The following is a 13,560-nucleotide window of genomic DNA, read 5'->3' as shown; positions in this document are numbered from 1 at the left end:
TTGACTGGCTACCCCAGCTTCTTCGCCAGATCGGCCGCCTTCAGGTGGGTGTAGCGGCGGAGCATGGTCAGGGTCTTGTGGCCGGTGACGGCCGCGACTTCCATGGTATCCAGGCCCTTCTCGAAGAGGCGGCTGGTGGCCTCGTGACGCAGGTCGTGGAAACGGAGGTCCTCGATGTCGGCGCGGGTGGTGGCCGCGCGCCAGGCCCGCTTCACCGCTTCGTCGGTGATGGGAAAAACCCGCCCATCGATGGACCTGGGAAGTTTCCGCAGGGTCACGATGGCACGGGAGGACAGGGGCACCTCGCGACGGGTGCCGTTCTTGGTCATGGGAAGGGCCGCCACGCGGCTTCCGAAATCGACATTCTCCCATTGGAGCCCAACGATCTCCCCCAGGCGCATCCCGGTTTCCATCGCCAAGACCACGATGGGCGCCAGCCAGGTCGAGCGCGAGGCGCGGCAGGCCTCCAGCAGTCTGTCCTGTTCGCCCTTCTTGAGCCGCTGTTGTGGACGGGGTTGCGGAGCCCCTCCATGCCCCACTCGACGGCGGCGACGTTGAACAGGTGCCCCAGCAGGGCCAGATCGTTTCGCACCTTGGAGGCGGAATAGCCGGCCTCCAGCTGCTGGTCCCGCCACGCGGCCAGATCGGAGGAGCGGATGCCGGCGAGAGATCGCAGGGCCAGCTTGTCGCGGCGCCAGATGGCGAGGCGGTATTTCTCCTGCTTGGCGCCTTTCTTCCTGGGGGTCACTTCGCGTTCGTAACGATCCAGGGCATCCGCCAGGGTCGTGCTCTCGGCCTCCGCCATGCTGACGAAGACGCCTCGGTCCATCTTGCTTTCGACGTCGCGCGCCCAGGCCTCGGCTTCGGCCCGGCTGGGGAAGGTTTTCCATTCGTGGGGATAGTCCCGGCGGCGGACCATGGCCCCCATGGCACACCCCGCTCCCGACACTGGCGCTCCAGTGTGCCAGAATTGTGCCAGAAATGCAATTTCGGGAGGCCGGCGCGGACGGCGTTGTCCGCTAAGTCATTGAAATTGGCGGAGGGGGTGGGATTCGAACCCACGGTACCCTTGCGGGTACACCGGTTTTCGAGACCGGCCCGATCGACCGCTCTGGCACCCCTCCGCGTTCCCGCGACCGCTTGCGCCGGCTGTCGCGGGAGGTGGCTTTCTATCGGCTCCGCACCCTTCTGTAAAGAGCCGTTGACAACCCGTCCGCCGGGGGTATGTATTGTGTTGATTTGATCGAAGGCAGGGCGAACATGTTCGCGGTGATCAAGACGGGCGGCAAGCAGTACCGCGTTGCCAAGGACGACAAGGTGGTCGTCGAAAAGCTGGCCGGCATGGCCGGCGATGTCATCGAGCTCGGCAACGTGCTCATGATCGGCGGCGAGGGCCAAGCCCCGACCGTCGGCAAGCCCTTCATCGAAAAGGCGGCCGTCTTCGCCGAGGTGCTGGCGCAGACCAGGGGCGACAAGATCCTGGTCTTCAAGAAGCGCCGCCGCAAGAATTCCCGCCGCCTGAACGGCCACCGCCAGGACATCACCGTGCTGCGCGTGCTGGCCGTCAGCCCGACCGGCGAAAAGCCCGCCTTCGAACCCAAGGCCCCGAAGGCGGAAGCCGCTCCGGCCGAAGGCAAGGCCAAGAAGGCCGCCAAGGCCAAGAAGTCCGAGGAGTAACACCCCATGGCGCACAAGAAGGCAGGCGGCAGTTCCCGTAACGGCCGCGATACCGAAGGCAGGCGGCTGGGCCTGAAGAAATTCGGCGGCGAAGCCGTGATTGCCGGCAACATCCTGGTTCGCCAGCGCGGCACCCAGTTTCACCCGGGCCGTAACGTCGGCATGGGCCGCGACCACACCCTGTTCTCGCTGGTGGACGGCAATGTCCGCTTCGAGACCAAGTCCCAGGGCAAGGTCGTGGTGATCGTGGAGCCCGCGGCTTCCTGACGGGCCCCGGCCATCCCGGTTTCTTGGCGACAAGGGGAATGGCCGGCCATTCCCCTTTTCGATTCCGGTGACCTGGCGTGAAATTCCTCGATGAAGCCAAGATCTTCGTGAAGAGCGGCGACGGCGGCAACGGCTGCGTCGCCTTCCGGCGCGAGAAGTTCATCGAATTCGGCGGCCCCGACGGGGGCGACGGCGGCCGCGGCGGCGACGTGATCGTCGAATGCGTCGACGGTCTCAACACCCTCATCGACTTCCGCTACCAGCAGCATTTCAAGGCCCGCAAGGGCGGCAACGGGGCCGGCCGCAACCGCACCGGAGCCGCGTCGGCCGACGTGACGATCCGTGTCCCCAAGGGTACCCAGATCCTGGAGGACGACAAGGAAACCCTGATCGCCGACATGACGGAGGTCGGCCAACGCATGACGCTGGCCCGCGGCGGAGACGGCGGTTTCGGCAACGCCCATTACAAGACCTCCACCAACCAGGCGCCGCGACGCGCCGACAACGGCTGGCCGGGCGAGGAACGCTGGGTCTGGCTACGCCTGAAGCTGATCGCCGACGCCGGCCTGGTCGGCCTGCCCAACGCCGGCAAGTCCACCTTCCTGGCCGCCGTTTCCCATGCCAAACCCAAGATTGCCGACTATCCCTTCACCACCTTGCACCCCAACCTGGGGGTGGTGACGGTGGACGGCGAGGAATTCGTGCTGGCCGACATCCCCGGCCTGATCGAAGGCGCCCACGAAGGCGCAGGGCTGGGCGACCGCTTCCTCGGACATGTGGAGCGTTGCGGCATCCTGCTGCATCTGGTCGATGCCACTCAGGACGACCCGGTGGCCGCCTGGCGCACGGTGCGCAAGGAATTGAAGGCTTACGGCCACGGCCTGGACAAGAAGCCCGAACTGCTGGCCCTCAACAAGTGCGACGCCTTGACGGAAGAGGAAGTCGAGACCAGACGGGCAAGGCTGGCGAAAAGCGCAAGGCGCAAGGTGGCGGTCGTCTCCGGCGTCGCACGGATCGGCGTGACCGAGGCGCTGCGCCGCATGTTGGCGACCATCAAGGAACGGCAAGCCGGGGAGGCCCATGAAGACTGACCGCAGCACCGCCGACCTGAACCGGGCGCGGCGAATCGTGGTCAAGATCGGATCGGCCCTGCTGGTCGATTCCGTGCGCGGCACCGTGCACCGCCAATGGCTGGAGGCGCTGGCCCAGGACGTGGCCGATGCCCGTGCCCGTGGCCAGGCGGTGGTGCTCGTCACCTCGGGCGCGGTGGCGGTGGGCCGCCGACACCTGAAGCTGGGCGACCGGCCCCTGCGCCTGGACGAGAAGCAGGCCGCCGCGGCCACCGGCCAAGTCCACCTGATGCATGCCTATCAGGAAACGCTCGGCCATCACGGTCTCGGCGTCGCCCAGGTGCTGCTGACCCTCGAAGACAGCGAGAACCGCAAGCGCTACCTGAACGCCCGCCAGACCCTGGAGACCTTGCTGGGTCTGGGGGTGGTGCCGGTAATCAACGAAAACGACACGGTGGCGGTGGACGAAATCCGCTTCGGCGACAACGACCGCCTGGCGGCCCGGGTGGCGGCCATGGTCGGCGCCGACACCTTGTTGCTGCTGTCCGATATCGACGGGCTTTATACCGGCGATCCGCGCAAGGACCCCGATGCCCGTTTCCTTGCCGAACTGGACGAGATCACCCCCGAGATCGAGGCCATGGCCGGCGATCCGGGCAGCGCCCACGGCTCGGGCGGCATGGTGACCAAGCTGGCGGCGGCGCGGATCTGCCTGAACGCCGGTTGTCGCATGGCGATCGCCCTGGGCGCCGGCCTTCATCCCTTCCGGCGCATCGAAGGCGGCGAGCGCTGCACTTGGTTCCTGCCCAGGAACAATCCCGGCACAGCCCGCAAGCTGTGGATTTCCGGCTCGCTCAAGGCCACCGGCAGCCTGGTGGTGGACGCAGGCGCCTTGCAGGCCCTGAAGGCGGGCAAGAGCCTGCTGCCGGCCGGCGTGGCCCGCGTGGAGGGGCAGTTCCAGCAGGGCGATTCGGTCGCCGTGCGCGACGCCGAAGGCCGCGAGGTGGCACGCGGCTTGGCCGCCTATTCGGCCGACGATGCCCGCCGCATCGCCGGCCACAAGAGCGCCGAGATCGAATCCCTGCTGGGCTACGCGGGGCCGGACGAAATCATCCACCGGGACGACCTGGTCCTCGCCTGACGTCGCTATTCGTCGCAATCCATGGCCGACTAGTCCTGGACTTCGTCCCCCGGCATGCGCAATTCTGGGGAAAGGAACCGTTCCGTGGCCCGGGGGGCACCATGCCGAAAGGAAGCGATGTGAGCCGCTCGCGATCCGCCAAGCCTAGACCGGCCAAGCCCGATGCCGGCCCCCTGTTGCGCAAGGTCTGCGTGACCGCGGGCGTCTATTGGGTGGAATGCGTCCCTGCCGACCTTTACGTGCTTTGCGGATGCCCGGCCGATTCGGTCAAGCACCTGATGCGGCGCGGCCTGATCGTGCCCATGGAACGCCACGGCGTCCAGTTCGAAAGCGGCCCCAACGCCATCTTGCTGTCCGACGACCTGTTGCAGAATGGCAGCTTCTGCAACCTGTCGGAATTTCCCGTCCTGCAGATGCTTTACCGCCAGGGTATGATCCTGCCCGGCCACCCCAACAACCGCGGCCACAAGCCGCTGATCGTCGGCAGCCGCATCCAGGTGGACTCCCAGATCCGTTACATTCACCGCGGCAATTACGGCCTCTGTTCCGAAGAGGAAATCCGCGAGGCCGGCGTTCCGGTCGACGAGGCCCGCGAGATGATGCGCATCAAGCTGCGCTTCGCCTTCGGGGCCATCCGCGATTCCAGCGAACTGGTCGAATTGCTCTATCTGGACGACGGTCCCGTCGAGGTAAGGGGCGGTGTCATGCTGGAACGGCTGTCCAAGAACCGTTTCCGCTTCGCCTACGGCGACGAGGAGATCGAGGTCGATCTCAACCTGCCGCCCTTCCAGACCTATCAGTCCGCCTATCCCTTGGGCTTTCACAACATCCAGCGGGAATACTTCTCGATCCTGCACAACGGCGACGGCGACGGCTGGGACCCGGACCGGCCCTGCATGGCCAGCATCCTGCTGTTCCAGGGCAAGGTCTATCTGATCGACGCCGGGCCCAACGTCAGCAACACCCTGAATTCCCTGGGAATAGGCATCAACGAGGTGGAAGGCATCTTCCACACTCATTGCCACGACGACCACTTCGCCGGCCTGACCGAACTGTTCCGGTCCGACCACCGCATCAAGTACTACGCGACGCCCCTGGTGCGCCATTCGGTGGGCAAGAAGTTGTCGGCTCTGCTGGGGGTGCACGAGGACCTGATGGCGGAATTCTTCGACATCCGGGATCTGGAATTCGACATCTGGAACGTCATCGCAGGGCTGGAGGTAAAGCCCCTGCCCTCGCCTCATCCGGTCGAAACCAACATCTTCCTGTTCCGCGCCCATTGGGGCGGCGGCTATCGGACCTACGCCCATTATGCGGACATCGCGGCGCTCGACGTGCTGGAAGGCATGGTCACCGAGGATCCGGCCAAGCCGGGCATCGGGCGGGCACGGCTGGAACAGGTGCGCGACCGCTACCTGACCCCGGCCAACGTGAAGAAGCTGGACATCGGCGGCGGCCTGATCCACGGCTGCGCCCAGGACTTCGCCTGCGACGCGTCGCGAAAGATCATCCTGGCCCACGTCGGCCGGCCGCTCACCGATGCGGAGAGAGCCATCGGCTCGGGCTCGCCCTTCGGCACCGTGGACATGCTGATCCCGTCCAACCAGGACTACGTCTGGCGCTACACCCACCAGTTCCTGACCTCCTATTTTCCCAACCTGCCCGGCCATGAGCTGCGGATGCTGATGAACAATCCGCTGGTGACCTTCAACCCGCAGACCATCCTTTTGCGCGAAGGCGAGATTCCCGATTACGTCTACCTGGTGGTCACCGGCAACGTCGAGGTCATCAACCAGGTTTCCGACGTGCACGGGGTACTATCGGCGGGCGTCCTGGTGGGCGAGATGGCGGGCCTGCACGCCCTGCCCAGCACTGAAACCCATCGGGCCATGAGCTTCGTGCGGGCCCTGCAGGTGCCCATCGATCTCTACCTGGAATTCGTGCGCCGCAACGACCTGTTCGGCGACATCTCGCGGCTGATGGAATACCGGGAGTTTCTGCAAGACACCTGGCTCTGCCGCGAGATCGTCACCGCCGGGACCCTGAACGCCATCGCCCAGTCGATCACCCGCGTCCGCTACCCGGCCGGGGCCGCCATCGACCACGATTCCGAAGACAATTCGGGTATCGGCTTCGTCAAGACGGGCTCCGTGCGCCGTTACGGCCACCGCAAGGGGCGTGCCCACGACCTGGAGACCCTGGGGCCCGGCGACTTCTTCGGCGAGGAGACGGCGGTCTTCTGGACCACCTACGGCTACGATCTGAAGACGGCGACGCCCACCGAGGTCTATTATGCGGACGCCCGGATCCTGGCCACCGTGCCGCGGGTGCGCTGGAAACTCTACGAGACCTATCAGCGCCGCAAGGAGATGGGTGGCTGAAGTACATCTTCCGCTATCCGGCGGAGATGAAGCGCCTCCACGCCCGGCTTGCCACGCCCGCCCGCTTGCCGTAAACGATGTCCCATGTGGGAATTCTTCGACACCAAGCTGACCATGCCGGCGGCCGTCATTTTCGGGCTGCTGCTGGGGCTCGCGCCCTTCTACCCGGAGCCGCACATCTGGGAAAAGCTGAAGATGCTGGCGGCGGGAACGCTGAAGCGGCCCATCGACATCTTCGATCTGGCTTGGCACAGCCTGGGTTTCCTGCTGATCGCGGTGAAGGCCTGGCGGGACTACATCGTCCACGGGTCCTGACGCCGCAACCCACCCTTGCGGACCCCGCAATGGTAAAAGGCGAAGCTTTTCCCTAGTTTCTGTCCATGCCTGTCCTGGATAGACTGCCGCCCTTGGCGCGCGGCGCCCTGATGGTGGTAGCCGCCTGCTTTTTGTTCACGCTCGTCGCCGTGATGATCCGCATCGTCACCCGCGAAGTGGACCCCGTCGAGGTCGCCTTCTTCCGCAACTTCTTCGGCCTGGTTTTCGTGCTGCCCTGGGTGCTGCGCCTGAAGGGCGGCCTGTTCCGCACGGGCCGCCTGGGCCTGCATGCGCTGCGCGCCGCCATCGGGGTCTGCGCCACCATCGCCTGGTTCATGGCGCTTGCCGTCATGCCCTTGGCGGAAGCGACGGCCCTCAGCTTCACCTCGCCCTTGTTCGCGACGCTGGGCGCCGGCCTTTTGCTGGGCGAAAAGGTGGACGCAAGGCGTTGGCTGGCCGTCGGTATCGGTTTCGCGGGCGCCATGGTGGTGCTCCAGCCGGGGCTAGGCGCCTTGCGGCTGGACAGCCTGCTGGCCCTGGCCGCGGCGGCCTGCATGGCCGGTTCGGCCTTGAGCGTGAAGACGCTGTCGCGTTCCGAGACGCCGGCCACGGTGGTCTTCTACATGGGCCTGATCGGCTCGCCCCTGGCGCTGCTGCCCGCCTTGCCGGTCTGGACCGCCCCGTCTCCGACGGCCTGGCCCTACCTGGCCGGCATCGGTCTGTGCGCCATGCTGGGCCAGATGCTGATGGTGCGCGGGATGGCCGCCGCCGACGCCTCGGCCATCATGCCCTTCGACTTTTCGCGCCTGATCTTCGCCGCCCTCGCCGGTGCCGTTCTGTTCGGCGAGATGCCTGACCTATGGACGTGGACGGGGTCTGGATTGATCTTTCTAGCGGCTTTGCAAGCCCTTGGCCGCCGCCCCAAAGTGGAAGAACAGGCGGAAGCGCTGGCATCATAGGTTCGCCCCTGCTATAATTTCACACGAGGAAGGGGGTGAATGCATATGGGAAAGCCGATCCGGATTCTTTTCATCGAGGATTGCGAAACCGACACCCTGCTTATGTGCTCCCATCTCGAGGACGGCGGCTTCGACGTCGGCTATCGGCGGGTTGAGACCGCCGCCGCCCTGCGCATGGCCTTGACCACCGAAGTCTGGGACATGGCGGTCTGCGATTTCCGCATCCCCGGCTTCGGCGCCGAACCGGCCCTGGAAATCGTCCGCGAACTGCAGCCTGAATTGCCCTTCATCGTCGCGTCGGGCGTGGTGCGGGTAGGCGACGTGGTGTCCCTGCTGCGTATGGGCGCCTTCGACTTCGTGGAAAAAAGCGATCTTGACCGTCTCGTCATCGCCGTCGAGCGGGCCCTGGACCGGGCCAACAGTGGCAGCGCCGAGCCCTTCCGGACCATGGTCATGGAATCGCCGGACGCCATCCTGCTGGCGGAAACCGATGGCCGTCTGATCTTCGCCAACCGGCGGGCCGAAGAATTGCTCGGCTACACCACCGTGGAATTGGCGGGGATGACCTACCGCGACCTGCATCCGGACTGGGAACTGGACAAGACCCGTCGGGCCTTCGAGGGCATGCGGGATTACGGCAGCGGCCGCTTGGTGTCGGGCATCGTGCGCCGCAAGGACGGCTCCGATCTTGCCGTAGACATCAGCGGCTGCACCCTGGTCTACAAGGGCCGCAAGGTCCTGCAGGGCGTATTCCGCGAACTGGTGCCGGCGAAGCCGGCATGAGAAAGTCCCTGGCTCTGCTGGCGGTTCTCGCGGCTTGGCCGGCGGCGGCCGGCAATTCCCTGCTGCCGGGCGTCAAGGGCGACGACGACCGCATCACCGTCGATTCCACCCAGGCCCCCTGGAACGCCATCGGCCGGCTCAACAAGACCGTCGGCGGTCATTGCACCGCCACCCTGGTGGGGCCGAAAAGCGTCCTGACGGCAGCGCACTGCCTGTGGAACCAGCGGACCCGGACCTACCTGCCCCCCGAGTCCCTGCATTTCGTCGCTGGCTGGGCCAAGGGGGATTATCTGGCCCATGCCAAAGCCGCCGCCGTTTTCGCCGCACCCGGCTACCGGCCGGGCGACAAGACGGCGGGCAACGGCGCCCACGACTGGGCTCTGGTCACTCTGGAAGGCGATATGGGCCGCAGGATCGCGCCCCTGGAGGTTCTTTCCATGGACGCCGGCCGGCTCGGCGAGATAAAGGGCCAAGGCCTGCGCTTCACCAATGCGGGCTACGGCCAGGACAAGGCCCACGTACTGACCGCCCACGTTGGCTGTCGGCTGGACGGATTCCTGGCCGGCACCGCCCTGGTGGCCCATGCCTGCGACGCGGTTCCGGGGGATTCGGGCTCGCCCATCCTGGTCCAGGAAGGCAAGGTCTACCGCATCGCCGCCATCCACGTCGCCACCGCCCGCCGCCAGGGCGCCGAATCGGTCGGACTGGCGGTGCCGTCCGCCAGCTTCGCCGACAAGATCAAATCAGCGAATCGATGATCCGGGCGAGTTCGACATCCTTGGCCGTAACCCCGCCCGAGTCGTGGGTACTGAGCACCACGTCGATGCGATCGTAGACGTTGGACCATTCGGGATGGTGGTTCAGACGCTCGGCATGCAGGGCCACGCGGGCCATGAAGGCGAAGGCCTCGGTGAAGTCGGCGAAGCGCAACGAGCGGGCGATGGCATCGCGCCCCGGCACCTCCGTCCAGCCCTTCAGGCCCGCCAGGGCCTCGATCCGGTCCCGTCCTTCCAGTTTCGCGACCATGGGTCACCTCCCCCACCCAGATGGTACGGCTTGGCGATTGACGCAAGGGCGGTTAAACAATAGGGCATGCACACAGGACATTCCGTTCCCCCCAGCCTGGCCGACCTGCACCGGATCGCCCGCGAGGCCTTCGCCACCATCCCCTACGAACTGCGCCGCCTGGCCAGCGATATCGTCATCCAGATCGAGGAGTTCCCCGACGAGGAGGTCGAGAACGAGATGGACCTGGAAAGTCCCTTCGACATCCTGGGGCTCTATCAGGGCCAGTCGCTCGACCGCAAGAGCATCGGCGACGTGCCGACCCAGCCGGACATGATCTTTCTCTACCGCCGCCCGGTACTGGATTACTGGTGCGAGACCGGCGAGGACCTGACCCGCCTGGTGCGCCACGTGCTGATCCACGAGATCGGCCACCACTTCGGCTTCAGCGACGAGGACATGGAGCGCATCGAGGAACAGGCATGAAGAAGAAGTCCGCCGCCGCCTTGCCCGCCGAGAAGCTCTACACGCCCTGCGACCCGGCGCTGTTCGACTTCGCGACCACCGCCGACCTGAAACCCTTGGAGGAAATGGTCGGCCAGGACCGGGCGGTGCAGGCGGTGCGCTTCGCCGTCGGCATGCGCCACGACGGGTTCAACCTCTACGCCCTCGGGCCGGAAGGCCTGGGCAAGGCCAGCCTGGTGCGCCGCACGCTGGTCAAGGAGGCGGCGGCCCGCGCGGCCCCCGGCGACTGGTGCTACGTCAACAACTTCAAGGATTCGCATAAGCCCCTGGCTCTCAAGCTGCCGTCCGGTCGTGGCCGGCCCTTGCGCGAGGACATGGACCGCCTGGTCGACGACCTGGGCGCCGCCATTCCCGCCACCTTCGAAAGCGACGAATTCCGCAATCGCAAGGGCGTGGTCGAAGAAAAGTTCAAGGAAAATCACGAAGACCGGCTGCGCGCCATCCGCCAGCGGGCCGAGGATCAGAACGTCGCCCTGATCCGCACCCCCGTCGGACTGGCCCTGGCGCCGGTGCGCGACGGGGAAATCCTCAATCCCCAGGAATTCGAGGAACTGCCCGACAAGGAAAAGGCGGCACGCAAGGCAGCCCTGGAAGGATTGCAGACCGAACTGGAAGGCATGCTGGCCGAGGCCCCGAAATGGGAAAAGGAACAGCGCGAACAGATCCGCGCCCTGGTGCGCGAGGTCACGGCCTTTGCCGTCGACCATCTGATCGACGAATTGAAGAAGCGCTGGGAAGACGTGCCGGAGGTCCTGGAATACCTGGAGGCGGTCCGCCGCGACGTGGTGGACAATGTGGGAGACTTCCTGCCCCAGGAGAAGGACGGCAAGCCTTCGGTCTTCGGGCCGGAACGGCCGGGCCTGGCCGGTTCGGGCCCGCTCAGGCGCTATCAGGTCAATCTGATGGTGGACAACGGCGCCACCCAAGGCGCCCCCATCGTCGAGGAGGACCATCCGACCCAGCCCAACCTGGTGGGGCGCATCGAGCACCTGAGCCAGTTCGGCACCCTGGTCACCGACTTCAACCTCATCAAGGCCGGCGCCCTGCACCGGGCCAACGGCGGCTACCTGATCCTGGATGTGCGCAAGCTGCTGGCGCAGCCGTTTGCCTACGAAAGCCTGAAGAGGGCCCTGCAGTCCAGGCGGGTGCGCATCGAATCGGCGGCCGAATCCCTCGGCTGGACCAGCACCCAGACCTTGGAGCCCGAGCCCATCCCCCTGGAGGTCAAGGTCGTCCTGCTGGGCGATCCCATGCTCTATTACCTGCTCGGACACTACGACCCCGACTTCGGCGAACTGTTCAAGGTGGCGGCCGATTTCGATACCCGGATGGACCGCAGTCCCGAAGCGGCCCTCCAGTACGCCAGCCTGATCGCCGCCATCGCCGCCAAGGAAGGCCTGCGTCCGCTGGACCGGGGCGCCGTGGCCAGGGTGGTGGAACAGGGCTCGCGCCTGGCCGAAGACGCGGAAAAGCTGACCACCCACATGGCTTCGGTGGCCGACTTGGTGCGCGAGGCCGACTTCTGGGCCGGCCAGGCAGGCGCCAAGACGGTCGAGGCGGCCCACGTGCAGCAGGCCATCGACGCCTGGATCTACCGTTCCGACCGCATCCGCGAGCGCCTGCAGGAGGAAATTCTCCGCGGCACCCTGGTGGTCGAGACTCAGGGCGAGAAGGTTGGCGAGATCAATGGCCTGGCCGTCCTGATGCTGGACAGCTATTCCTTCGGCAAGCCGACCCGCATCAGTTGCCGGGTGCGCATCGGGCGAGGAGACCTTCTTGACATCGAACGCGAGGTTGCCTTGGGCGGGCCTCTGCATACCAAGGGCGTGCTGATCCTCACGTCCTACCTCTCGACACGCTACGCCCGCGAGTTGCCCCTATCGCTGTCGGCTAGCCTGGTTTTCGAGCAATCCTACGGCGGTATCGACGGGGACAGCGCGTCGTCGGCCGAACTCTACGCCCTTCTGTCGGCTATCTCGGGAGTTCCCATCAAACAGAACTTCGCCGTCACCGGTTCTGTCGACCAGAACGGCCGCGTCCAGGTCATCGGCGGCGTCAATGAGAAGGTGGAAGGATTCTTCGATCTCTGCCGGGCACGTGGCCTGACCGGAGACCAGGGCGTGCTGATTCCCGCCGCCAACGTCAAGCACCTGATGCTCAAGAAGGACGTAGTCGATGCGGTCCGCGCCGACAAGTTCCACCTTTTCGCCGTGGAAACCGTAGACCAGGGCATCGAGATCCTCACGGGCCTGCCGGCCGGCGCCCCCGACGACAAGGGCGAGTATCCCATCGGCTCGGTCAACCGGGCGGTCGCCGGCGGCTTGGCCGCCTTCACCCGCAAAGCCCGGCAACTGGCCTCGGAGGCGGGTGGCGGGCGCCAGCAGTCCGCGAACGGCAACGGCCAGCGCTCGTCATGACACCCGGACTGGGACGGGATCGGGAGGACGGGCCGCGCTTTCGGCGCTTCCTGGTGGTCTTCGACCCTGCCTTCGAGAACCTGGGCGCCCTGGACGCCGTGGCCCTGCTGGCCGGACGCCTGGAGGCCGAACTGGCCGCCCTGTTCGTCGAGGACAGCGATTTGCTGCGCTTGGCCGGCCATCCGGTGGCCGGGTCGGTGAGCCGGCTGTCCGGCGGGCGCCAACTTCTGGACGAAGACATCTTGCGCCGGGCCCTCAAGGTGCAGGCCGCCACCACCCGCTCGGCGCTGGAAGGCGCGGCGGAACGCCATCGGGTCAAGACATCCTTCGAGATCCGCCGCGGCCGCCTGACCGCCGAGGTCCTGGCCTCCTCCGAAGGAGCCGACCTGGTGGTGGTGGACTGGGCCTGCGGCGACCTTCTGCTGCGCGCGGCGGCGGGCGGGCGGCGAACCCAACCCAGCGCCGCCGCCCGCGATATCGCCGAGGCGGCCGGTCGGCCGGTCCTGCTGTTGCGCCAGGGCGCGCCCTTGGGCGGACCGGTCCTGGTGGCCTACGACGGCTCGGACGAGGCCGACAAGGCGCTCGCCATCGCTCTGGCGATAGCCGGCGAGGAAAGCGGCGACCTGGAGGTGGTGTTCCTCACCCGCAGTCTCGCCCTGGCCGCCGTCTGGCAGGAGGATATCTCCGAACGGCTGGCCGGACGCGCCCTTCATCCCGCCTATCTACAAATGCCCCATGCCGGGCTGGAGGACCTGTTCCGCGAGGCGCGGCGGCGCCATGTCTCGCTGTTGGTGCTGGAAGCCGGCCTGCCCTTCCTGGCCGGCCAGGCGACGGGGGATTTGCTGGCCCGCATGGACTGCTCGGTGCTGCTGGTTCGATAGGCTACCGGCGCGGCGGGCCGACAACAACTGTCCCGATTTCCGCTGTCTCAGCGATGGGGTGCAGTCCACGTATTTCTGACGAAGCGGGTATCCCCATCCCACATCCCCCCAGGTCGAGCGCTCTGGCCAGCGTGCTTGG

At 66.4% G+C, this 13,560-nt stretch carries 13 protein-coding genes, 1 tRNA gene and 1 pseudogene; 12 read left to right on the top strand and 3 right to left on the bottom strand.

Annotated elements, in window-relative coordinates:
* Positions 1 to 8: 8 nt before the first annotated feature.
* Both H7841_10655 and H7841_10650 read right to left on the bottom strand, forming a co-directional pair.
* Positions 9 to 890 (bottom strand): site-specific integrase, encoded by an 882-nt coding sequence (locus H7841_10655; protein MEO5337337.1) that lies wholly within the window; start codon positions 888 to 890, stop codon positions 9 to 11.
* A gap of 144 nt (positions 891 to 1,034) precedes the next feature.
* Positions 1,035 to 1,124: transfer RNA gene (locus H7841_10650), tRNA-Ser, on the bottom strand.
* A gap of 136 nt (positions 1,125 to 1,260) precedes the next feature.
* Between H7841_10650 and rplU the strand changes: the two are divergent.
* From rplU to H7841_10605, 9 genes and pseudogenes are all read left to right on the top strand, one after another.
* Positions 1,261 to 1,569, top strand: a pseudogene (rplU, locus tag H7841_10645) (50S ribosomal protein L21).
* A gap of 114 nt (positions 1,570 to 1,683) precedes the next feature.
* Complete coding sequence (rpmA, locus tag H7841_10640) at positions 1,684 to 1,944, top strand: 50S ribosomal protein L27 (protein MEO5337336.1); 261 nt, start codon at positions 1,684 to 1,686, stop codon at positions 1,942 to 1,944.
* A 77-nt stretch (positions 1,945 to 2,021) separates the two neighbouring features.
* The gene (gene obgE, locus H7841_10635) at positions 2,022 to 3,035 is read left to right on the top strand and encodes a GTPase ObgE (protein ID MEO5337335.1); all 1,014 of its coding nucleotides are present in this window, start codon (positions 2,022 to 2,024) and stop codon (positions 3,033 to 3,035) included.
* Positions 3,025 to 4,155, top strand: coding sequence for a glutamate 5-kinase (proB, locus tag H7841_10630; protein ID MEO5337334.1), 1,131 nt, complete (start codon positions 3,025 to 3,027; stop codon positions 4,153 to 4,155). The genes obgE and proB overlap by 11 nt, the downstream gene beginning before the upstream one ends.
* A 101-nt stretch (positions 4,156 to 4,256) precedes the next feature.
* A complete protein-coding gene (locus tag H7841_10625) occupies positions 4,257 to 6,536 on the top strand; it encodes a cyclic nucleotide-binding domain-containing protein (GenBank protein MEO5337333.1) in 2,280 nt (759 codons plus the stop codon).
* An 84-nt stretch (positions 6,537 to 6,620) separates the two neighbouring features.
* The gene (locus H7841_10620) at positions 6,621 to 6,851 is read left to right on the top strand and encodes a hypothetical protein (GenBank protein ID MEO5337332.1); all 231 of its coding nucleotides are present in this window, start codon (positions 6,621 to 6,623) and stop codon (positions 6,849 to 6,851) included.
* A 65-nt stretch (positions 6,852 to 6,916) separates the two neighbouring features.
* Positions 6,917 to 7,810 carry a DMT family transporter gene (locus H7841_10615; protein ID MEO5337331.1) on the top strand — a complete coding sequence of 298 codons (894 nt, stop codon included), beginning with the start codon at positions 6,917 to 6,919 and terminating at the stop codon, positions 7,808 to 7,810.
* Between the two features lie 39 nt (positions 7,811 to 7,849).
* Complete coding sequence (locus H7841_10610; protein ID MEO5337330.1) at positions 7,850 to 8,593, top strand: PAS domain S-box protein; 744 nt, start codon at positions 7,850 to 7,852, stop codon at positions 8,591 to 8,593.
* On the top strand, positions 8,590 to 9,351 hold the full coding sequence (locus H7841_10605; GenBank protein ID MEO5337329.1) for a trypsin-like serine protease: 762 nt from the start codon (positions 8,590 to 8,592) through the stop codon (positions 9,349 to 9,351). Before H7841_10610 ends, H7841_10605 begins: the two co-directional genes overlap by 4 nt.
* Here the strand turns inward: H7841_10605 and H7841_10600 are convergent.
* Positions 9,332 to 9,619: a 4a-hydroxytetrahydrobiopterin dehydratase gene (locus H7841_10600; protein ID MEO5337328.1), complete on the bottom strand. Its 288-nt coding sequence runs from the start codon at positions 9,617 to 9,619 to the stop codon at positions 9,332 to 9,334. The genes H7841_10605 and H7841_10600 overlap by 20 nt on opposite strands.
* A 66-nt stretch (positions 9,620 to 9,685) precedes the next feature.
* Between H7841_10600 and H7841_10595 the strand changes: the two genes are divergently transcribed.
* From H7841_10595 to H7841_10585, 3 genes are read left to right on the top strand one after another with little or no spacing between them, the layout of a single operon-like run.
* On the top strand, positions 9,686 to 10,084 hold the full coding sequence (locus tag H7841_10595; protein ID MEO5337327.1) for a metallopeptidase family protein: 399 nt from the start codon (positions 9,686 to 9,688) through the stop codon (positions 10,082 to 10,084).
* The gene (locus H7841_10590) at positions 10,081 to 12,540 is read left to right on the top strand and encodes an AAA family ATPase (GenBank protein ID MEO5337326.1); all 2,460 of its coding nucleotides are present in this window, start codon (positions 10,081 to 10,083) and stop codon (positions 12,538 to 12,540) included. The genes H7841_10595 and H7841_10590 overlap by 4 nt, the downstream gene beginning before the upstream one ends.
* The gene (locus H7841_10585) at positions 12,537 to 13,421 is read left to right on the top strand and encodes a hypothetical protein (protein ID MEO5337325.1); all 885 of its coding nucleotides are present in this window, start codon (positions 12,537 to 12,539) and stop codon (positions 13,419 to 13,421) included. Before H7841_10590 ends, H7841_10585 begins: the two co-directional genes overlap by 4 nt.
* Positions 13,422 to 13,560: the final 139 nt, after the last annotated feature.

Origin of the sequence: Magnetospirillum sp. WYHS-4 (assembly GCA_039908345.1) — a bacterium.
Lineage (GTDB): Bacteria > Pseudomonadota > Alphaproteobacteria > Rhodospirillales > GLO-3 > JAMOBD01.
This window is presented reverse-complemented; position numbering and strand designations above follow the sequence as displayed.

Bases quoted from the DNA above. Each gene is read 5' to 3' on its own strand.
- H7841_10655 (MEO5337337.1), bottom strand. From the start codon at position 890: ATGGAAAACCTTCCCCAGCCGGGCCGAAGCCGAGGCCTGGGCGCGCGA.
- rpmA (MEO5337336.1), top strand. From the start codon at position 1,684: ATGGCGCACAAGAAGGCAGGCGGCAGTTCCCGTAACGGCCGCGATACC.
- proB (MEO5337334.1), top strand. From the start codon at position 3,025: ATGAAGACTGACCGCAGCACCGCCGACCTGAACCGGGCGCGGCGAATC.
- H7841_10625 (MEO5337333.1), top strand. From the start codon at position 4,257: ATGCCGAAAGGAAGCGATGTGAGCCGCTCGCGATCCGCCAAGCCTAGA.
- H7841_10620 (MEO5337332.1), top strand. From the start codon at position 6,621: ATGTGGGAATTCTTCGACACCAAGCTGACCATGCCGGCGGCCGTCATT.
- H7841_10615 (MEO5337331.1), top strand. From the start codon at position 6,917: ATGCCTGTCCTGGATAGACTGCCGCCCTTGGCGCGCGGCGCCCTGATG.
- H7841_10610 (MEO5337330.1), top strand. From the start codon at position 7,850: ATGCATATGGGAAAGCCGATCCGGATTCTTTTCATCGAGGATTGCGAA.
- H7841_10605 (MEO5337329.1), top strand. From the start codon at position 8,590: ATGAGAAAGTCCCTGGCTCTGCTGGCGGTTCTCGCGGCTTGGCCGGCG.
- H7841_10600 (MEO5337328.1), bottom strand. From the start codon at position 9,619: ATGGTCGCGAAACTGGAAGGACGGGACCGGATCGAGGCCCTGGCGGGC.
- H7841_10595 (MEO5337327.1), top strand. From the start codon at position 9,686: ATGCACACAGGACATTCCGTTCCCCCCAGCCTGGCCGACCTGCACCGG.
- H7841_10590 (MEO5337326.1), top strand. From the start codon at position 10,081: ATGAAGAAGAAGTCCGCCGCCGCCTTGCCCGCCGAGAAGCTCTACACG.
- H7841_10585 (MEO5337325.1), top strand. From the start codon at position 12,537: ATGACACCCGGACTGGGACGGGATCGGGAGGACGGGCCGCGCTTTCGG.